Source organism: Spirosoma sp. 48-14, assembly GCF_001898575.1.
Classification (GTDB): Bacteria; Bacteroidota; Bacteroidia; order Cytophagales; family Spirosomataceae; genus Spirosoma.
Window position 1 is genome coordinate 111232 of record NZ_MKUD01000002.1, and the last position, 21289, is coordinate 132520.

General features: G+C 48.4%; 19 protein-coding genes. 10 read left to right on the forward strand and 9 right to left on the reverse strand.

Features of this window, described 5'->3' with window-relative positions:
* From BGO59_RS03585 to BGO59_RS03595, 3 genes are all read right to left on the reverse strand, one after another.
* On the reverse strand, positions 1–830 hold an 830-nt coding region (locus BGO59_RS03585), incomplete at its 3' end, for a TolB family protein (RefSeq protein ID WP_367120181.1).
* A gap of 7 nt (positions 831–837) precedes the next feature.
* Positions 838–1359, reverse strand: coding sequence for a DinB family protein (locus BGO59_RS03590; protein ID WP_293680645.1), 522 nt, complete (start codon positions 1357–1359; stop codon positions 838–840).
* A gap of 206 nt (positions 1360–1565) precedes the next feature.
* A complete protein-coding gene (locus tag BGO59_RS03595) occupies positions 1566–3704 on the reverse strand; it encodes a S46 family peptidase (RefSeq protein WP_293680648.1) in 2139 nt (712 codons plus the stop codon).
* A gap of 174 nt (positions 3705–3878) precedes the next feature.
* On the opposite strand from BGO59_RS03595, the gene BGO59_RS03600 reads away from it, so the two are divergent.
* On the forward strand, positions 3879–4070 hold the full coding sequence (locus tag BGO59_RS03600) for a hypothetical protein (RefSeq protein WP_293680651.1): 192 nt from the start codon (positions 3879–3881) through the stop codon (positions 4068–4070).
* A gap of 167 nt (positions 4071–4237) precedes the next feature.
* Positions 4238–5065 carry a hypothetical protein gene (locus BGO59_RS03605; protein WP_293680654.1) on the forward strand — a complete coding sequence of 276 codons (828 nt, stop codon included), beginning with the start codon at positions 4238–4240 and terminating at the stop codon, positions 5063–5065.
* 68 nt (positions 5066–5133) lie between these two features.
* On the opposite strand, the gene BGO59_RS03610 is transcribed toward BGO59_RS03605, so the two are convergent.
* A complete protein-coding gene (locus BGO59_RS03610) occupies positions 5134–6474 on the reverse strand; it encodes an NAD(P)/FAD-dependent oxidoreductase (protein ID WP_293680657.1) in 1341 nt (446 codons plus the stop codon).
* Positions 6475–6695: 221 nt separating this feature from the next.
* Here BGO59_RS03610 and BGO59_RS03615 point away from each other — a divergent pair, with 221 nt between their 5' ends.
* Positions 6696–9074, forward strand: coding sequence for a TonB-dependent receptor (locus tag BGO59_RS03615; RefSeq protein WP_293680660.1), 2379 nt, complete (start codon positions 6696–6698; stop codon positions 9072–9074).
* Positions 9074–10045, forward strand: coding sequence for a DUF4249 domain-containing protein (locus BGO59_RS03620; RefSeq protein WP_293680663.1), 972 nt, complete (start codon positions 9074–9076; stop codon positions 10043–10045). The genes BGO59_RS03615 and BGO59_RS03620 overlap by 1 nt, the downstream gene beginning before the upstream one ends.
* A gap of 91 nt (positions 10046–10136) precedes the next feature.
* On the opposite strand, the gene BGO59_RS03625 is transcribed toward BGO59_RS03620, so the two are convergent.
* A complete protein-coding gene (locus tag BGO59_RS03625) occupies positions 10137–11240 on the reverse strand; it encodes a chorismate mutase (RefSeq protein ID WP_293680666.1) in 1104 nt (367 codons plus the stop codon).
* 271 nt (positions 11241–11511) lie between these two features.
* Here BGO59_RS03625 and BGO59_RS03630 point away from each other — a divergent pair, with 271 nt between their 5' ends.
* Both BGO59_RS03630 and BGO59_RS03635 read left to right on the forward strand, forming a co-directional pair.
* Positions 11512–12738, forward strand: a complete 1227-nt coding sequence (locus BGO59_RS03630) for a proline dehydrogenase family protein (protein WP_293681152.1) — start codon at positions 11512–11514, stop codon at positions 12736–12738.
* 173 nt (positions 12739–12911) lie between these two features.
* Positions 12912–13736: a lipoprotein signal peptidase gene (locus tag BGO59_RS03635; RefSeq protein WP_293680669.1), complete on the forward strand. Its 825-nt coding sequence runs from the start codon at positions 12912–12914 to the stop codon at positions 13734–13736.
* A gap of 137 nt (positions 13737–13873) precedes the next feature.
* Here BGO59_RS03635 and BGO59_RS03640 read toward each other — a convergent pair whose 3' ends face one another.
* Entirely contained in the window at positions 13874–14758 is an 885-nt protein-coding gene (locus BGO59_RS03640) for an OmpA family protein (protein WP_293680672.1), read from the reverse strand.
* A gap of 265 nt (positions 14759–15023) precedes the next feature.
* Between BGO59_RS03640 and BGO59_RS03645 the strand changes: the two genes are divergently transcribed.
* Entirely contained in the window at positions 15024–16151 is a 1128-nt protein-coding gene (locus BGO59_RS03645) for a lactonase family protein (RefSeq protein WP_293680675.1), read from the forward strand.
* Positions 16152–16231: 80 nt separating this feature from the next.
* The gene (locus BGO59_RS03650) at positions 16232–16831 is read left to right on the forward strand and encodes a DUF1080 domain-containing protein (protein WP_293680678.1); all 600 of its coding nucleotides are present in this window, start codon (positions 16232–16234) and stop codon (positions 16829–16831) included.
* 88 nt (positions 16832–16919) lie between these two features.
* Here BGO59_RS03650 and BGO59_RS03655 read toward each other — a convergent pair whose 3' ends face one another.
* Entirely contained in the window at positions 16920–18017 is a 1098-nt protein-coding gene (locus tag BGO59_RS03655) for a hypothetical protein (protein WP_293680681.1), read from the reverse strand.
* Positions 18018–18089: 72 nt separating this feature from the next.
* Here BGO59_RS03655 and BGO59_RS03660 point away from each other — a divergent pair, with 72 nt between their 5' ends.
* Both BGO59_RS03660 and BGO59_RS03665 read left to right on the forward strand, forming a co-directional pair.
* Positions 18090–18920 (forward strand): DUF1080 domain-containing protein, encoded by an 831-nt coding sequence (locus tag BGO59_RS03660; protein ID WP_293680684.1) that lies wholly within the window; start codon positions 18090–18092, stop codon positions 18918–18920.
* Positions 18921–19056: 136 nt separating this feature from the next.
* Positions 19057–19704, forward strand: a complete 648-nt coding sequence (locus BGO59_RS03665) for a hypothetical protein (RefSeq protein ID WP_293680687.1) — start codon at positions 19057–19059, stop codon at positions 19702–19704.
* 90 nt (positions 19705–19794) lie between these two features.
* Here the strand turns inward: BGO59_RS03665 and BGO59_RS03670 are convergent, their stop codons facing one another.
* The gene (locus BGO59_RS03670; protein ID WP_293680690.1) at positions 19795–20286 is read right to left on the reverse strand and encodes a DUF6265 family protein; all 492 of its coding nucleotides are present in this window, start codon (positions 20284–20286) and stop codon (positions 19795–19797) included.
* 59 nt (positions 20287–20345) lie between these two features.
* Positions 20346–21158, reverse strand: a complete 813-nt coding sequence (locus BGO59_RS03675) for a LytTR family DNA-binding domain-containing protein (RefSeq protein WP_293680693.1) — start codon at positions 21156–21158, stop codon at positions 20346–20348.
* Positions 21159–21289 lie beyond the last annotated feature (131 nt).

A 21289-nucleotide genomic window follows, 5' to 3' on the forward strand; every position in this document is an offset into this window, starting at 1 on the left:
AGTAAGCCCTGCCCATTGGGAAGCCAATTTGCCGCCTGATAGGATTCAAATCCCCGCGTCAGTGGTTTCGGTTTGGCATTTTCGGCTACGTCTGTAATGTACAGATGCTGGAACGTGATGTCGGGTTCGGTCGTGGCTTCACCCTGAAAATTGAGCCGATTAATGACTTTGGCTTTTTTATCTTCTACGTCCTTTGCCAGATAGGCCCGAATTTCGGCCAATGAACCATCTGGGTTGGGCTTTATTTTCTTATCGACCTTTACGAAATCGTTATTGGCAAAACCAGGCTTTTCCAACGACCAGGATGGCCCGCCTTTATCGGGGTTTAGCAGCGAATCGGTGAGCATCTGGTTCATGGTTACGCCCCCTGTAAACACAATTCGTTTACCATCCGGCGACCACAGCGGATTAGATGCGCCGTAGTTGCTATTGGTCAGTTGCCAGGCTTCACCCCCATCTAGCGGCATAATAAAAATCTGGCTTTTGCCTTTCACCGTCCGAACAAACGCCAGTCGCTTACCGTCGGGTGCCCAAACCGCCTGACGAGCTGATTCGGCTCCATGCGTTAGGGCACGGCTGTCGCCGGGTTTCAGGCTGGTCAGATAGATATGGGTCTTGTAGTCGTATTCTTCCGGGCGAGCATCCGCTTTCTGATCGGAGTTCGGCTCAATGGTCGTGATCGTGTAAACGGCCTGTTTGCCATCGGGCGATAATTCAATGCCACCCACCTGTTTGATGCGGGTCAGGTCGGTAACGGTAACCTTCGATTTTGTTTGGGCAACAGCAATCTGCGCCGAAATGGCGGTAAAGAGGAGGATTCGTTTTAACATAGTTTGTTTATGAAAGGAGCGGTAAATAGCGTTCGCGGATAATGTTGACGTGGTGTTTCGCATGGCCGACCAGCACGAACCCCAGCGCTACTACGGATATGGTCCGGTGAAAGCAAACACCCGTTCTCAGAAGCATTTCATTGTCGAAACTCTTGAAGAGAGCAATACTCGACTGTCGCACCAAGGCATATTCTTCATACAAATCGGCAATGGTCCGGTGGCTGGCGTTGGCGGTTTGCCCAAACAGCTCTTCGTCGTAACCAGGCAGTTCGGTCTTGTCATTGCGGGCAAAGCGAAGCGCTCGGTAGGTCATAATGCGTTCGTTGTCGATGATGTGTTGCAGGATATCGGTGACCATCCACTTGCCCGGTGCATACCGACGGTCACCAAGCGCTTCGAGCTTATAAGCCGGAATCAGACTTTCAAACGAAGCCGACTGGGTAAGGGCATCAATAAGAAAAACGTTATCGGCCAGGTTGATATACCGATCAAAAAAATCGGGCATTACCGGAATTTCAGACTTAGTCATAATCAGGTTGGAACGGTTAAAACACAAACTCCCCGAAAGTACTAAACTTTCGGGGAGTTTACATGGCTGAGTTTACGTTACCATCAATGGTACGACCCCGATGGGGCCGAATGTCTATAGAAACAATTACCGCTATAAACCTTCGACCCCATCGGGGTCGCACATAACCGTTTCCTATATCTTTTCAGCTATGACACCAAGAAGCTTTATTTCTTTTTGGCCGTTGCTGGTTTAGGGGGTACGGCCGTGCCTGCTAATTCGCTTACTAAACGGTCGGCTTTGTAGATGTATTTAAGGGCAGCAACGATGCCTCCCGTATGTACGGAAATGGTCCGGTTAGCGTCGGGAACGAAAATAAACTCACCCGGTAAGCTTTCCATATTGCCATCGAATGCCAGGCCAACTGCTTCCCGATTTTTATTGATCATCGGGCTACCAGAATTACCACCAATAATATCGTTTGTCGAAATAAAGCACATGGGCTGTTTGAGCAACTCCATCGGTGGGGTTTTCCAGCGGGCAGGCAAATCCCAGGGCGCTTTGTCGGCAAACGAATAGTTTCGGTCGTATAGCCCGGCAAAGGTGGTCATAATTGGGGCTTTGGTGCCGTTGTAATTATAGGATTTAACCACCCCGTCGTTGATCCGAAGCGAAAACGTAGCATCGGGAGGTACAGCCGTTCCGTACACATCATACAACATTCGACCCAACTGGCCCCGCAACACTTCCTGACGCTGACTGATTTGCCGGGCCTGAAGGGCGGCTGTCCGGTAACGTGGGAAGCCAATCTTTGCCAATGCCAGCATGGGGTCGTTCGAAGCCGCAGCTGCATTCGGACGCGTCGCTAACTCACTAATAAAAGCCGGGTCAAGCAGTTTTGTGTTTTTGAACAGGTAAGCGGCTGCTTCCTTCGGTGTTCGGGATTTACCATCGGAGCCGGTCAAGGCCAATTTCACATACGGATCATCGTTACCCAGGGCCTGTTGCGCTTCTGAAAGATGAGCCGCCAGATACGCCTGGTCCAGCGTCAGATTTTTTATCGTCGGGACAACCATCAACGGTCTTGCCCGTTCGGCGTCCTGCGGCCTCGTTGCCAGAATCTCGCTGAATTGAGTTACCAGATTGGCAAAGGTCATCAGTTCACCCATGGTCTGTTCGCTAGGGCCGAGATAGCTGGCATCCTTGAATACACTTCGAAGCTGGGCCGTATTCGACGCGATCTCATCCCAGGTTTTCAGTTGGTCGGCCGGAAGGTTTTTGGCTTTTGCGGCTGCCTTAAACTGATTTTCGAATACCGCCTTCCGACCGAGAAGGCTCGCATCCTGTAAGCCTTCGAGCTGGCCGCCATAGGCTTTCAGGCTATTTTCCAGGCTAAAAATTTCGTTCAGTACGCTATCACTCTTGGCCGTTGCATTATAAGCCTGCAACGCGGCCGAACGATTACGGAGTAGTTGAATTGTAGCCGGGGTCTGTAAGTCGCGGTCAAATTCGAGTTCAGCAACGGTTTTGAGTCGTTCGGTATGACCGGGGTTCCCAATCACAAAAATAGGTTCACCATCCCGGACGCCGTTGGGGTTAAACTTAAAGTAATGCGCGGTTTGCAGGGGCTTACCATTATCATATACCCGGAAAAACGAACAGTCGAGGGCATAGCGAGGATACGTAAAGTTGTCGTAATCGCCACCGAAAAAGCCAAGCTGCAATTCGGGCATGAACACCAGCCGGACGTCTGTATACCGTTTGAACCCGTAGAGCGAATACCGGCCGCCGTTGTAGAACGTAATGGTTTGCAGCTCCAGCCCTTTCCAGCCTTCTTTCTGATTGTACTCCTGCTTAATGTCGGAAAAGACCTGTTCACGAGCCTGCAACTGTGCCTGCTCCGAATTGGCAGTATTCATCGCGTCTTGCACCCGTTTGGTGATGTCCTCAATTTTCACCAACTGATCGACGAACAAACCGTCTACTTTTCGCTCTTCGGCTGCTGTTTTTGCCCAGAATCCGGTCGCATTCAGGTCTTCGCCTTTACGCGTAACGCCCGTTCCCGACTCGCGGGCACAGTGGTGATTGGTCATGACCAGACCATTGGCCGATACAAACGAGGCCGAGCAGTAATCGGCAAATCGCAGCGAAGCAAGTCGGGCTTCATCGAACCATTGCTGATCGGCTTTGAAGTTGTAGGTTTTCTGAAAAAAGTCGGAGGGTGGATTGTCAAACGTCCACATCTTGCCCAAATCGAGCGGCCCTCCTTTAGTGGTGTCAGATATGGATTGGGCAGGCAACGAAGCCGCCAGAAAAACCAGGGCATTTGCCAGTACAAAGGTTCGTAATAAGGTCAGATAGCGCATGGACGTAAATGTCAAACGATTAATTACAAAACGCGAATATGCGACAAACGTTTGGTTATCGACGTTAATCTGTATGGGCCCGGCAACTTTAACCGAAGATTAATGAAGAGACCTTAATCGATTGTATCAGCACATGATCTAACCAATGATTTTACACAAAAAGGATGTAAAGCTATGAAAACGTTAAAATGGTTTGGATACGTAACAGCGTGTGTACTGGCTCTGGCGGTCAGTAGCTGCACCACTTATTATAGTCGGCCAAATTATAGTTACGGCCGTCCGTATGGCTACCACCGCCATCATGCCCCTCCTCCACCACCCCGACCCTACGGTGGTAACTATGGGTATGGACGCCCTGGGTGGTAATTTGACTAGTTTGTGCGGTATAAATGAAAAGGTAGTCACTGATCAATGTGGCTACCTTTTCATTTATAGATGTTTAGGGAACTTTATAGGGGCAATACGTCTTTTGTATCATGTGTTTCCTACTAACGTCTAGGTAACCGCCATTCACTATACCGTAATTGTACTTCATGGACCTTAAAGTTCTACTGTCTGGTATTGTCTTTTGTTGCTGGCTGCAACCTGTTTTCGCTCAAACGTTACCTCCCCAAAATACAGTTAAGCTTGGCAAAATGCGAGGTAGCCTTTACTTCACCTGGGGTTATAATCGTGAATCGTATTCCCGTAGCACCATCCACTTTCGCAATACGACCACCGATAATTACGATTTTACATTTATAAAAGCCAGCGCACACGACCGGGCCGATATGAAAGACTTTTACCGGCTTGATAACCTGACGGTTCCCCAGTACGACATGAACCTCGGCTATTTTTTTAACGACAAACACGACCTGGGCATTGAACTAAGCTGGGACCACCTGAAATACATCGTGACCGACAATCAGGTTATCCATGTGCAGGGTCAGATACGTGGCCATCAGATCGATAAAGACACGCTCGTTACGCCCGATTTTGTGCATTTACAACACACCAACGGCAACAATTACCTGATGCTCAACCTGGTAAAACGTCATAAACTCTGGCAGAGTAAACATCTTCAACTGAGTGCGATCGGTAAGGTCGGTGGTGGAGCCCTTATTTCGTACACCATTTCGACCATACTGGGCAATCAGCAGGAAGGGCCGTTTCATTTTCATGGCGTCGTAGCGGCCATGAGTGGTGGTTTAAAACTGGATATCTTCCGGTATTTTTTCCTGCAAACCGACGTTCAGGGGGCCTGGGCCGACTATACCAATACCCGGCTGGGTGCAGATCAGCAGGGATTGGCCACGCATCATTTCTATTCGTTGCAATACAAATATGCCTTTGGATTCAATTTCCCGCTCGGTAAACGGTAGTGTCTAACGTTCGTCAAAATATGTGCTGAGCCACGATTGTATTGCGGACCAGCACATAAAAATAGCCTTTAGCTCATTTCGTTGTGTGCCATTATTTCCTGTCCTACTTTATCGTCTTTCCGGACAAACGGGCGGATAATGATACGCGTACCTCGTTGGTACGTGAATAATCGGTATATCCAATTGCTGAATACAATCAATTTGCTGCGGAATCCGACCAGATACCAGATATGCACGAACAACCAGGCCATCCAGGCAATAAACCCACCCAGGTGTAGCTTACCAGGCAAATCGGCTACAGCCCGACTACGACCCACAATGGCCAGTGAGCCTTTGTCGAAGTATTCGAAAGGTGTCGTTGGCTCGTTTTTCATCAGGTGTTTTAGGTTTTTAGCCAAGTGTTTGCCCTGTTGAATGGCTGGCTGCGCTACGCCAGGATGCCCTTTTGGGTAGTCGTTCAACTTCATAAAGGCAATATCGCCAATAGCAAATACATCGGTCAGCCCCTGAACCCGGTTGATCGGATCGACCAGAATACGGCCTTTCTCAATCGAATCGGCCGGAATCCCATCCATGAGCGCCCCAGTAACACCAGCCGCCCAAACGAGCGTTTGCGTCTTGATTTGTTCGCCACTTTTAAACGTTACCGTTTCCCCATCGTACGAATCAACCAGCGTATTCAGCTTGACAATAACACCCAAATCTTCCAGATAGCGCTGTGCTTTTTGCCCGGCTTCGTCCGACATGGGAGGTAACACTTTACCAAGCCCTTCGACCACAATGATGTTCATCTCACTGAAATCCAGACCCGGATAATCGCAAGGAAGTACATGTTTACGCATCTCGGCCAGAGAACCAGCCATTTCAACTCCCGTTGGTCCAGCCCCCGCAATGACAAAGGTTAACAAACTTCTCCGTTCTTCGGGGTCGGTAGTGACGCTGGCCTGTTCAAAACATTGTAAAAACTGACTTCGAACGTTGAGGGCTTCGGGGATGGTTTTTAGCGGAAACGAATATTTCTGAATCTGCTCGTTGCCGAAAAAATTCGACTTGGCCCCTGTCGCAATGACCAGATAATCGTAATGCAGGTCGCCAATGAGAGTGGTTATGGTTTTTGTAGTAGGATCAATTTTGCTGACCCGTACCATCCGATAATGAAAGTCGTCGTAGCCGTCAAACATCTTTCGGAATGGTTCGGCAATGGCATCGGGCTCCAGACCGGCCGTAGCTACCTGATACAGCAATGGCCAGAAACCGTTGTAATTCTGTTTGTCGAACAGCACCACCTGCACGTCGGCATCGCGCAGCGCTTTGGCTAAGTTCATACCGCCAAAGCCGCCCCCAATGATGACAACGCGCGGTTTTGACGTATCGGGTATATTGAGCGAAAGTTTATCAAACGTAAGCATAGCTATTCAGGTGTTTACACGACAGGTGCCGCCGGTTGTATTACCGTTCTTACCGTTCTTTTGTTTAGTAATCGACTAAAAAACAGCCGTATGGATTCTCTCGAAGCACCTGTTCTTTCTCACTTGTATAACATAATTTAGCCATATAAACGTTTTACATTTTACAGACTCAGCGCTCGTTAGCTCATTTTGTTTGCTTTACTCATTTAGTCGTTTGGTCAATGCCCATACGTTTCCAAAGTCTGCTTATTCTTTTCCTGTTCCCCTGTCATTTATTCGCTCAGTCGGGCAATCGATTTACGGTTAGCGGCTATGTGCGTGAGTCGGGCAGTCTGGAGGCCCTGATCGGTGTTAATGTGTATTTGCCAGGCACAACCACAGGCACTACAACCAACACCTACGGCTTTTACTCACTGACATTACCCGCTCAGGATAGCATACGTCTGGCTTACTCCTTTGTCGGCTACGAAACAGTGGCCTATACGATCAGTCTACGAACAAACAAAACACAGAATATTCTGCTGGCACCCGGCCAGGCACTGTCGGAGGTGAATGTGAAAGCAAGTAGCACCGTAGAGAAAGTAAGCGAAAGCCCGCGCATGAGCACCATCGACGTTCCCGTAGCTCAAATCAAGAAAATACCCGCTTTCCTGGGCGAGAAAGATGTACTCAAAGTACTTCAGTTGATGCCCGGTGTACAGAAAGGTTCTGAAGGGCAAACCGGCATTTATGTGCGCGGGGGCGGTCCCGATCAAAACCTGATCATCCTGGACGATGCGGTTGTATACAATGCCAACCACCTGTTCGGTTTCTTTTCCGTTTTCAATGGCGATGCGATCAAAAGTGTTGAATTGATAAAAGGCGGGTTTCCGGCCCGGTATGGCGGTCGTCTTTCATCGGTGATCGATCTGAATATGAAAGATGGAAACCGCGAGAAATTGCACGGTGAGGGCGGCATTGGCCTCATTGCCTCACGACTGGTTCTGGAAGGGCCGCTGACAAAAAATAGAAAGCCGGGCCAGCGTTCTGGTTCTTTTCTGGTCTCAGGCCGACGAACGTATCTTGATTTTGTAGGTGCTCCCGTCATCAATGCCCAGACCAACGGTCAGTTGAATGCCGGGTATTACTTCTATGACCTGAACGCCAAAGCCAACTACGATCTGACGCCCAAAGACAAAATCTACCTCAGTGGTTATTTCGGCCGCGATCGTTTTTACGCCAACGATAAAGTACTGAATACGGATACGGGCCTACGCTGGGGCAATGCAACCGGCACCCTACGCTGGAATCATTTATTCAATCAGAAGCTGTTTTCGAATCTATCGCTCATCTTTAGCGATTACAAATTCCAGATTTCGTCGGTTGAAAAAAGTACGCAGGATACGGCGGTTTACTCACTGTTCTACAATTCGGGCATCCGGGATTTATCACTCAAGTACGATTTCGATTTTTACCCAACCCCTCAGCACTCGATCCGGGCAGGCATTCAGGGCATTTACCATCGCTTTACACCCAGCGCCGTTGTTCTTCAAAACACCACCATCCGCCAGTCGATCGATAACGCAACGAATATTGATGTGCTGGAATCAGGTGTGTATGTGGAGGATACCTGGCGCCCATCGACCCGCTGGCGGCTAAATGGTGGTGTCCGGCTGAGTTATTTTTCGGGCCAGAACATCAGCTACCTCCGGCCTGAACCTCGTATCTCAGCCGCCTATACGCTAAAACCGGATCTGTCGATCAAAGCGTCGTATGCCCTGATGAATCAATACGTTCACCTGCTGTCGAATACCGGCATTGGTCTGCCTACCGATCTATGGGTACCCACCACCGACCGGGTAAAACCCCAGCAGTCGCAACAGGTAGCCGCTGGTATTGCCAAAGATTTTACCAATAGTGGGCTAACGCTGACCATTGAAGGGTATTACAAGCAGATGAATAACATCATCAACTATAAGGAAGGTGCCAGCTTCCTGCTGATCAACGACCCTACGAATGCCAACAGTGTACGGTGGGAAGATAATGTGACGGCAGGACGAGGCTGGTCGTACGGAGCCGAATTTTTGCTGCAAAAGAAAACAGGGCGTTTTTCGGGCTGGGCGGGCTATACCCTTTCGTGGACCCAATGGCAGTTTGCCGAATTGAATGGAGGACAGCCATATTACCCGCGCTACGACCGCCGACACGATATTTCACTGGTCGGGATTTATGAGCTAAACAAACGAATTACGGTATCGGCCCTATGGGTATACGGTACCGGCAATGCCCTGACCATACCCGTTGGGCGTTATGATACCTATCGGCTCGATAACTCGCTCATTTATACGCCCCGCACTTCGGACGATTATGGTAACCAGAAAAACACCTTCCGAGCCGAACCCTATCATCGGTTTGATGTGAGCATACAATTTCACAAACGGAAAAAGCACCATGAACGAACCTGGGAATTCAGCGCCTACAACCTGTATAACCGCCGGAACCCGTTCTTCTACCGACTCGAATCCGTAGCCGCCACAGCAACGACCCCTTCCCGGACTGCCCTGTTCCGCTACTCCGTCTTCCCGATTGTTCCGGCAATTAGTTATAATTTCAAATTCTGATGGCTCTGCTCATTCGTTTATATAACCCATTTCCGGTACTCATTATCGGCCTGATGAGTCTGTTTCTATTTAACAGCTGCACTGGCCTGCGAAACGAAGTAGACCCAGGTGAGTTAGGTGTCGATCCGCCCAAACTGGTCGTAAGTTGCTTTCTGTCGCCACAGGACGTTGCTTTAACGGCAAACGTAACCCGCTCCCGAACCGTAGTAGGCGACAGTATCAGTCAGTATTTGTCAGGCACATCGGTCTCCGATGCTACCGTCATGCTATCGGAAGGCGGCCGATCGGTACAGCTTCTTTACAAGAACGTACTTTTCCCCGGCGATTCTGTCCGTTTTTATTACAGCGCCGATGCCAAATTGCTGCCTATTATTGCGGGGCATACCTATAAACTGACCGTAACGACGGCCGACGGACAGAAAGCTTCCAGCACCTGTACCATTCCGTATGCGGTCAAGCCCACGTCTGTTAAGCTGGATTCTAACGCCAACGCTATTCTTAATCGGAATCAGAACCAGCGGTATTTTGTACGAGCAAGCTGGCAGGACCCTGCTGGTCAGACGAACTTCTATCAGGTATCCGGAAATTTCCAGTATGTGCTCAATTGTAGCAGTTGTAGCCGAACAGATGGCAATAGCAACCTGTCGTTTGATGATGACAACCGAGGGCTTTTTTCGGACGAAGGCGTCGACGGTACTACTGTAGTGTCGGGAAGGGCGTATTTAACATCCAATCAACCGTCGGGCAATCAGGACCTTGATTTCTACCACCGCTATCGTATAGCCTCCGTATCGGTCAATTTAATGACCGTTGATCAATCATATTATCGGTATCGGGAAGCAATCATCCGACAGAATCGCTCCCGTAACAACCCGTTTGCTGAACCGGTTCTTATACCCAGCAACATCGACGGTGGTTTAGGTTGCTTTGCGGGGTATAACAACTCGGTACTCTCTTTAAGACTCAGGTAAAAAGCTTGGTCAGTAAAAAAGGTAGACTCGTATAGCCAGGATAATCACCTGTTATACGAGTCTACCTTTTTTACTGATTATACCTATCTTACTACGCGCTTTGTGCGGTGTTATGGATGATTTCGGTCTGCTTCCGGATCGACTCCATGTGGATAATCTTGTAGATTTCTTCCACCAGTTCAGGATACAGGCCTAATTTCTTGCCTAATTCGGTACGCGTTTTCAGAATTTCTTTCCACCGCTCAGGCTGGAACAGCGTCACGTTATTGTCACGCTTGTATTCGGCCAGCCGCTCAACCAGCGCCATACGGGCAGCCAGCATTTCGACAATCTGACGGTCTACGTTATCGATGCTCCGACGCGACTGTTCGGTAAAGCTCTGAAACTCCAGGTTCTGCGATTCAACCTGACGGATTTCCAGATGATCGAGCATGTCACCAAAAGCGGCTGGGGTCAACTGCTGGGCAGCATCACTCCACGCCTTGTCGGGGTCAATGTGCGATTCAACAATCAGACCATCGTAGTTGAGGTCCATAGCCATCTGAGCCAGTTCGTTCAGATATGCCCGCTTACCCGCCATGTGGCTTGGATCACCGATAATCGGTAATTGTGGGAAAATGGATTTCAGTTCGATTGCCATCTGCCACATCGGTACGTTCCTGTATTTGCTGGATTCGCCCGTTGCAAAGCCCCGGTGAATGGCAGCCAGTTTCTTGATACCTGCTCCGGCAATCCGCTCAAAGGCGCCAACCCACAGAGCCAGATCGGGGTTTACCGGGTTCTTGATCAACACGGGTACATCAACCCCCCGAAGTGCATCAGCAATTTCCTGTACATTAAATGGATTGACGGTGGTACGAGCACCAATCCACAAAATATCGACACCATATTTCAGCGCCAGTTCGATATGTTCGGGAGTCGCTACCTCTACGGCAACTGGCAAACCCGTTTCGGCTTTTGCCCGCTGAAGCCAGGGGAGAGCCGCTTCGCCCATACCTTCAAAACTCCCCGGACGCGTCCGAGGCTTCCATACACCCGCACGAAGGGCATGTACTGCTCCCAATTTACTCAATTGGCGAGCCGTTTCCACTAACTGATCTTCGGTTTCAGCGCTACAGGGCCCCGCAATGATCAGAGGTTTGCCGTTGGTCTCAATCCACGATCCAAGCGGCTCTACAGCTAATTCTACTTTCATACTAATCAGGTATTCTAAGAGTATTGCTTATACTCTATGGGGAACTTTCAATTTAAATTTGTGGTATATTTGCATTGGGAACCAGCTGTCAGTCAAGCCGGTTCCCTAATTTGTCTAAAACCGTTTTTGTTAGTCAAACTAAGTCGCGCCGGAATTTTAACCGTTTGATTTAAAATTCGTTTATATTTCGGCCGTGTAACCGACACGCACTCAAGCTATGCAAGTAGCACCGCCCAAACGGAGCACTGATATGTCGAACCGAAGTAATCTAATGCCGGAGACTATCCAGGGTCAATCCGATCGAAAACCAAGCTCGGAACGCCCCATTTCATTTGAGGATACTTCGATTGCTTTTTCGTCCCAGTCGGACTTCAAACTCCGAAAGACCTACTGGTTATTTGCGTTGATGAATCAGGGATGGCTGGTAAATTTAGGTACTTTTTTTATAAAGATTGCCTTACGCCTACATCTTCCCATTAAATTCCTGATTAAAAACACAATTTTCGAGCAATTCTGTGGTGGTGAGAGTATTCGCGATTGCGAAACAACCATCCGACACCTCCACAACGTGCATGTTGGCACTATTCTCGATTACTCAGTAGAGGGAGAAGATACGGAAAAAAGTTTCGACGAAACTGCCCTCGAAATCCTCCGCACGATCGAACGTGCCAGCGAATCGAAAGACATCCCATTTTCAGTTTTTAAGGTCACCGGTATTGCCTCAACTGAACTGCTCGAAGCCGTTCAGATTGGCGATTCGCTCAACAAAACCCAGAAGGCCGAATTCGACCGGGTTATGCAACGAGTCGATATGCTTTGCCGACGGGCCCATGAACGCAACGTCCGAATTTTTATCGACGCTGAGGAAAGCTGGATTCAGGATACGATTGACACGTTAGCCTACGAAATGATGGACCGTTATAACCACGAACGCCCCATCGTTTACAACACCTACCAGATGTATCGCTGGGAAAGCCTTTCTCACCTTCAGCGTGATACGGCAGAAGCTCAGGCCAAGGGCTATTGCCTGGGCGTAAAACTGGTACGGGGAGCCTACATGGAAAAAGAACGGCTGCGAGCCCATGAAGATGAGTATCAGGACCCTATTCAGGCCACCAAAGATGATACTGACCATGACTTCAATGCCGCCATCGATTTCTGCCTCGAACATCGGGATACTATCTCGGTCTGTCTGGGCACGCACAATGAAGAAAGCTGCCAGTATTGCGTACAGGAAATGAGTCGACTGGGTATTGCACCCAACGATCCCCATATTTTCTTTGCGCAGTTGCTGGGCATGAGCGACAACATCTCGTTTAACCTGGCGAATAAAGGATATAATGTAGCCAAATATGTGCCTTATGGGCCTATTGACGCTGTGATGCCTTACTTATTCCGCCGAGCCGATGAGAACAAGTCGATTGCCGGGCAAAGTAGCCGGGAGTTTACTTTAGTCAGTAACGAGTTGAAACGCCGGAAGGATTGTCGCTCGAAATAAGTAAATAGCTACAGGTGTAGGCGATGATTGGTAAGAATAGTCAGGACTGAAACGACAACGCTTGCCAATCATTGACTACACCTGACTATTTTTGGCAGTTTTTATGACTGGCACAGCAAACCGGGAACTCGCCCGGCCGTGAAAGCGGTCCCTGCTGTGCCTACTTTTTTATCATGATTCAAAAAAATCCCCTTAAATTTTTTCTACTGACACTCGCTTTGATTGCACTGGATCAGGGCGTGAAGCTGGCTGTTCATTTCTACATGGCTCCGGGCTTTGCCGGTCAGATAAAACTAGCTGGCGACTGGCTGAAACTGCATTATGTGCTAAATCCGGGCATGGCATTCGGGATGCAGTTGGGTCATGAATACGGGAAATTACTACTTAGTATATTCCGGCTGTTCGCCATGGTAGGCATTGGTTATTATCTGGTTAACCTGGCGCATCGGGGCGCCCCAAACGGATTGTTGTGGGCAATGGCCATGATTCTGGCGGGCGCCGTTGGCAACGTGATTGACAGCACCTTTTACGGTGTTTTTCTGAATAATGCACCTTATGGCTCACCAACGCCCTGGTTTCATGGACAGGTCATTGATATGATCTTTGTGGATGTGTGGGAGGGTTTTATTCCCGACTGGGTGCCTGTATGGGGAGGCCAATATTATTCTACGCCCATTTTCAACATTGCGGATTCCTGCATTTTCATCGGTGTCTGCCTGATTTTGTTCTTCCAGCGTCGATTCTTTGGCGAACAGCATGTGGAAGATAGTATGTTACCCGTTTCAAACCCTGACCCTATCGAAGCATCGGTCCTGCCAGCCGCTGACTATCTTCAGGAAGAACAGGATTCGCCCTCAGTCGATCCAGAGGCAGTCGATACAGAGTCGGAAACAACTAATTTATCAGACGAAGAAGCCCGGCCAGATGCTGAAACCGTTTTACCAACGGATACGGACTCTTCTGAGCAACCCAGCCATACCGATTCGGAACGGGAATAAGCTAGCACTTAATCGAAAAACCCACGCTCCCCGGGGGAACAATGATTGGACTACATGTTTAAACAGATTCAATAAAAAATCCCGGTTGATGCCATCAACCGGGATTTTTTATTGAAAGACTATAAATAGATCAAACCTTATTTGCTTCCACCAGCCTGGCCGCTCGACAGCAGATTGAAGAACTGGTCTAGTTTTGGTGTAATGATGATCTCGGTCCGGCGGTTTTGCTGGCGACCAACATCCGTCGTGTTATCATCTTTCGGAGCGAACTCTGAGCGACCACCAGCGGTCATACGCTCAGGAGCCACAGAAAATTTCTTTTGCAGCGTCCGCACAACCGACGTAGCCCGCAAAGCGCTCAAATCCCAGTTATCTTTGATCGACGCAGTTGAGATGGGGACAATGTCGGTATGACCTTCAACCAGAATATCCAGCTCTTTGTGGTCATTTACCACTTTAGCCACTTTGCCTAATACCGTTTCGGCAGCAGGCAGAACCTCATAGCTACCCGATTTGAACAAAAGCTTGTCCGACAGAGACACATACACGACCCCTTTTTTCACTTCAACCTGTACGTCCTGATCGTTGATGTCGTCCAGTGAACGTTTCAGGCTCATCACCAACGCCAGGTTCAACGAATCTTTACGCTGAATGCTTGAGTTGAGGTTGTTGACGTACTTCGTTTGTTCGTTCAGGGTTTCGAGCGATTTTTTGATGCTCTCAGCCCCTGATTTACTAACAATCGACAAATCTGACATCCGGTCCAGAAGGTTGGTGTTGGTTTTTTTCAGATAGTCGATCTGAGCCTGTAAATCACTAACCTGTTTGTCTTTACCTTGCAGATCAGTGTCTTTGGCCGACAGTTGAGTACGCAGATCAGCCGTCAATTTGTCGCAATCGGCCAGTGAAGATACGGCCTTGTCACGAGCATCCTGTAGGGCTTTCATTTCGGCCAGCCGCTTCTTACTGTTACAGGAAGCCAGCATCACTACTGCCGAAAAAAGAATCAAAATTCGTTTCATACTGATAAGAGAAAATAGTAACGGTAACGAAAAAGTTAGGTTAAAACGATACCTACTGTTGATAGACAGAATCGTTTTGCAAAGTTAAGGGATTCTGCTTAATCGTTTTACAACTATTGTTTCATGTAAACCTATAAAATTGCACTATTTCTTTATCAGGCGGTTTCTTCAAAAACAAACCTAAGATTCTGCTAGCCGACTTGATTGGGCCTTAACGGTAGTTTATGTAGTTTTCACCCTTATTAGTCCGACTCATCCTTGTTTTATGAATAAGCTATTGACTACTATTTTAGTAAGTGCCAGTTTGGCAGCCCACGCCCAGACTGGCAAAGAAATCATGTACATTGGTACGTACTCGTTGCGAGGTAGTGAGGGTATCTATGTGTTTGAATTCGACCGGAAGGCGGGGACCATGCACCAGATTCAGGCCGTTTCAAATGTAAAAAGTCCATCTTTTCTGGCAATACATCCAACGGGTAAGTATCTGTACTCCGTCAACGAAGGGGCCGATAAGGGCGCAGGTGGCGTAAGCTCCTATTCGATCGACAAGGCTACGGGAAAACTTCAGTTCATGAACAGTCAATCATCATTGAGTGCGGGGCCCTGCCATGTGAGTGTCGACCATACGGGTAAAACCGCTTTTGTATCCAATTATGGCGGTGGAAGCCTGGCGGTATTACCCATCAAAGCTGATGGCACTCTGGGGGAATCGACCGACAAAGTACAGGATGAAGGCACTGGCCCCAATGCACAGCGTCAGGAAAAAGCCCATGTCCATTCGGCAACGCTGGCCCCCGACAACCGATTTGTTTATGTAGCTGATCTGGGCACCGATAAGCTGAATATCTTTGAAATCGACGTAGCGAATAGTAAAGTAAAGCCCGCTTCAACACCCTATGCGAGTGTAAAGCCAGGTTCCGGACCGCGCCACTTTACGTTTCATCCTAATGGTAAATACGCCTATCTGGTCGAAGAACTGACCTCTACGGTAGCTTCTTTTTCCCGCGATGCCAAAACGGGCAAACTAACGCTCATGCAGGATAATGTACCAACGCTACCTGCCAACTTTAGCGGTCAGAATACCAGTGCCGACATCCATATTGACCCATCCGGAAAATTTCTGTATCAGTCGAATCGGGGCTTTAACGGCCTGGCGATCCTGGCTATTGGAAAAGATGGAAAACTGACCAAAGTAGGTGAGCAAACGACGGAAGGCAAAACACCCCGTAATTTCCTGATCGACCCGAAAGGAGAATTTGTATTCGTAGCCCATCAGGATACGGACAACATCACTATTTTCAGACGCGATCAGAAAACAGGCCTATTAACCTACACTGGTCAGTCTGTCAAGGTACCCGCTCCAGTTTGTGTGCTTATGGCGAGCTCGCATTAACCGTAGCCTGACAGCTTCTGATCGCCGTTTTATCTGTAATTTCGAACCCAGAACCCCAAATATTAAACCTGTAATTTCTAATGACCAAAGTACTTACGGCCGGATTACTGCTCGTTCTGTTTATAATGGCAGCCCCCGCTAAAAAAACCATTAGCCTGTTCAATGGAAAAAATCTGGACGGCTGGAAAATCTACGGCACTGAAAAGTGGTATGTTGAAGACGGAAATCTGGTATGCGAAAGCGGCCCCGACAAAAAATACGGCTACCTGGCTACCGAAAAATTCTATAAGAACTTCGACCTAACGCTGGAATTCAAACAGGAAGCTAACGGCAACAGTGGCGTCTTTTTCCGGTCGACCATCGAAGGTACTAAAGTTAGTGGCTGGCAGGTTGAAGTAGCTCCTCCCAACCACGATACGGGCGGCATTTATGAATCCTACGGCCGAGGCTGGCTGGTTCAAATTCCCGACGAAAAAGAAACGATTCTGAAACCCGAGCAATGGAACAAAATGCGGATTCGGGTTGAAGGTGACCATGTTCAGACCTACCTGAATGGTAAAGAAATGGTCGATATGCACGACGAAAAAATTGGCCAGGCCGACGGTTCTATTGCCCTGCAAATTCACGACGGTGGAGGCATCAAAGTTCGCTGGCGCAATCTGGAACTGAAACCCTTGTAACGCGAACTTCCAGTCCGCATAGTTAATACGTTATTGACTATGCGGACTGGAAGTTGGTATATTCCGCCGGGAACCGTGCATCATTCCGTTACAAATCTACATACGACATAGTATGTACTTTATCAGCTTTCGTATTGACGAATTTCTTCTCAGGCTTATCAAAGTCCGTAATATAGAGCCGATTCCCTTTCAAAAGAACCTCAGCGGGCTGGTCAATTTTACCCGTTTCGCCTTCTGTATCCCCATTCTGGACGAGTGTGCTCACTTTACCTTCGGGCGTAACGGTCATCACAGCATTCATTCGTGAATTGCACAGGTAGATTTTATCTGTTTTCCGGTCAATGATCAATCCATCCACACAGGCAATTTTATGATCGGTATTCACCACTTCTTTCGACGCTAAAGAGCCATCTGGCTTCAATGTCAGTTTGTAGAGCGTTCCGTCGCCGAACGAACCCGTATAAAAAGCACCTTTACTGTCGTAATCCAGGCCATCGGCTCCGTTATCAACCCCCGTCTCGTTAACCTGTGTCGTAAATGTGGCCAGAATGTGCGAATCCATCGTTTTAGGCTTTAAAGTAACAAGCCCTTTAGCGAGTTCATCCAGTGTGAAATGGAACACCGCACTGCCTTTGTCGTTGTCAGGCATATCCCACTGGCTGTCGGTCACGTAAATTGTATTCCCTTTCCAGACTACGGCGTTCGATAAACCAAAGCCGGTTACCACAGGATCAATTCCAACGACCTGACCACCCTTCAGGCGAATCCGCATCAGCCTCGACTTGTAATCTTTGTCGTTTTCATACTGGTTATCAGCATAATACAGGTTACCATCGGGTCCGAAAGCCAAATCCATAGGGCAGGCATGTTTTGTGTCGGGATGGGCGGGTAAACTGGTAAAAAACTGAACCGAATCGCTGGCGAATTTTACGATAACACCGGGGTAACTATTATCAGCCAGGTTTGGAACCGACAGGTAAATAGACCCATCGGGTGCCAGAGCCATCCCATCAGGCGTATTGTACTTGTCAGGTAGCGTGTATAGTAACTTCGGGTTACCAACGGTCGATACGTCTTCTTTGGCACTATCGAGGTTTCCTGTATCCACTCCTTTTGCATTTTCTTTCTTCTGACAACCAGCGGCCAAACCGAGGCCGAGTAGAAGCACGATCAAAGACTGTTTCATATTCATACGTTGTGTAAATCATAATCCCGACGTTAACAGTCTGTTCGCTGAATTGTTGTACATCTTCGTTCTATGAAAGTATATGTCCTGGCATCCTGCCTGAGTTTGTTTTACGGTTCAATACTGGGTCAAAGCAGGGAAAAAGCAACCGGCTGGCAATCGCTTTTCAACGGAAAAGATTTGAGTGGCTGGGAAACCTATCTCGATCGACCTTATTCGGCAGATAAGCAAGCACCAAAACCAGCTCCGATTGGCCTCAACAACGATCCCAACCATGTTTTCTCAGTCGTGACAGTCGATGGGAAGCCTGCTTTACGGATTTCTGGCGAAACCTTCGGGGGCATCAATACACTGGCCGAGTTTGAGAACTACCATTTCCGGGCCGAATTCAAATGGGGAACTCAAAAGTGGCCGCCCAAACTTGATCAGCCACGCGATAGTGGTTTGCTCTACCATAGCGTTGGATCGCATGGAACACCTATGCTCTGGATGGAGTCGTTCGAATTCCAAATTCAGGAGGGTGACTGTGGTGACTATTGGGGGGTGATGGATGTACTGGCAGATATTCCGGCCACGAAAAACGACAAGGGAAAATTCATTTATCAGCCCGAAGCACCACTGATTACCTTTCAGGATAAAACCCCTAATGGCCGCACCTGCCTAAAAAACCCCGACAATGAAAAACCGTCGGGCCAATGGAATGTCATTGAATTATATTGCCTGGGCGACACCTGCCTGCACGTTATAAACGGCAAAGTCAATCTCAGGCTGGAACATACACGTCATGTCGTTAACGGCGAAATCATGCCCCTCACGAAAGGTAAGATTCAGATTCAGTCAGAAGGGGCAGAGGTATTTTACCGAAACATTCAGATTAGCCCCATTAGCCAGTTACCGAACTAGCAGGCTTTTCCCGAACTACGTAGACTGTGGTTTACGCTTTGATCTACTCCGGTTATTCACTTTTCAACTCCCGTTACAAACTGGCACTGGCTATTGGGGTATGCGTTCATGTAGTTTTGAGCAAGACAACAACGACATGAACACCTTTTATACCCCAGTCCTCGGATTGGTGGCTACTCTGATTATGACACAATCCATTGCCCAGAAAACGCCGAAATCTATCGCCGGAGAATACTACCTCACAGGTGTCCGTGAAGTTGGATCGGGGATCAAACTAAACCCAGACTCCACGTTTGAATTTTTCTTCGCCTACGGTGCCCTCGACCGGATGGGAAAAGGGACCTGGAAACTCCAGGGCGACCAGATTATTCTGAACAGCCGCCCAAAACCGGATAAAGACTTTGCTCTGGTCAAAAGTAGAACGGTTCCCGGCAATCAACTCACGATTCGTATTGTTGACACCAACAAGCAATTGTTGAGTTATATCCTGGTTGGTGTTAAACATGGAGCCGATATTCAACAGGGCACCACCAACGCCAATGGGCAGGTGCATTTTAATAAACACCCCGTTGATGCCCTTATGCTCCAGTTTGAGTTCTGCCCAGAACGCTTTTCTATTTTCCAGGTCGCTCATAAAGAACACAACGACTTCGAATTCCGATTCGAACCCTGGCTGATGGATGTGTTCTTCGAGAATCTGTCTCTTACTCTTAGCGACAACGCGTTGAAAGGACCTCATCCACTACTAGACCCCAATAAATCATATTCATTCCAACGAAATTAGCTAGATTAAACACAGAGGCACGGTGTGCACAGAGAATAAATCGTTTAATTCTCTGTGCACACCGTGCCTCTGTGTTTAAATTAACCCGCCCTAGTTGACGCGTTTGAATACGAACAGGTCGCTGAACGACCAGCTTCCATCTTTGGGCTGGCCGCGTTGAATCACTAACTGGTTGGCTCCGCGTTTTTCATAAATGATTCGGATAGATCCGTCCTCTTTCTCGAACAAAGCCCGGTTAGGGCTGGCTTCAATGAACCGATAGCGATCCGACTTATCTTTTTCTTCCTGCCCAATCAGGCCCGGCTTAAAATGTTTGACGAGTACAATTGGCCCTTCGCTGGTCTGTTCAAAGATCAACATCTCGTACATCGTTACCTTGTTGTCTTTCATCATTCGCATGAAGCCCGACAGGTTATCGCCAACGGGTGCAATCCAGGCGGCTTCAATAGGCCCTCCGTTGAATGTGCCCAGCCAGCGACCTTCCATAAAAGCAACATCAGTCAATGATCCTGTCGATTTACTTGTTTGCGCCTGAGCTGTAAGCGCGAGCAGCAGGCAGACTAGTGAATAAATTTTTTTCATGCAGATTTAGGAATATTGGTAAGCGAAGGCAGATAGCGACCAAATCTACCGTTTCGGCTCTATTTCCCCATCCATTTCTTGAACTCTGTAGCGCGTTCTCGGCTTACCAGAACCTCATCGTCGGTAGCAGGTTTGAGGGTCAGTTTGAGTTTGTTATTGAAGTAGGGGTGAATTTGCTGGACGGTGTTGATGTGCACGATGAATTGTCGATTGGCCCGGAAGAACTGCGATGGATCAAGCATATTTTCGAGTTCATCGAGCGGGTAATCCAGCGAAAATTTCTGATTGTTTGTCGTCCGAAACAGGCTTACCCCTTCTTCCGAATAGAAATAGGCAATATCGCTGACCTCTACAGGCACCCACTGCTGCAAGTGCTTTACCAGAAACCGACGTCGGTAATCGCTGGGCTGAATCTGCTGGCGAAGTTGTTGTACCAACGCATCAATATCGACGGTCCCCAGGTGGTTGCTTTTTACCTCGCCCGACTCGTTGGTCGTTCCACCTTTGGTGCGTCGGTATTTGGTCAGACTGGCTTCCAACTCGTGCCGTTTGATCGGCTTTAGCAAATAATCAATACTATTGACTTTGAAAGCCTTAAGCGCATACTCATCGTAGGAAGTGGTAAAGATAACGGGGGCGCTCACGGTGGTCTGCTCGAAAATCTCGAAGCTTTGCCCGTCGGCCAGTTCAATATCCATCAGAATCAGATCGGGAGCCAGCGGTTGCCCAGGGCCGTTGGCATTGAGCCAGGCCACCGACGACCGAACACTGGCTTCGGTGCCTACAATCGTAATGGTTGGGTCTACGTCCTGCAATAATTTGGTGAGTTTGCGAACGGCTAATTCCTCGTCTTCAATCAGCAGTACGTTCATTGGTTAAAAGAGTTAAGATGATTGCGCATTTGAGACATTAAAAATACATGACAGACCGACCAATCTGCAACCTACATGGGCGCTAAACCAGCAAATCGCTGGTCGAAACGGTATGAACCCGTTATGAACTG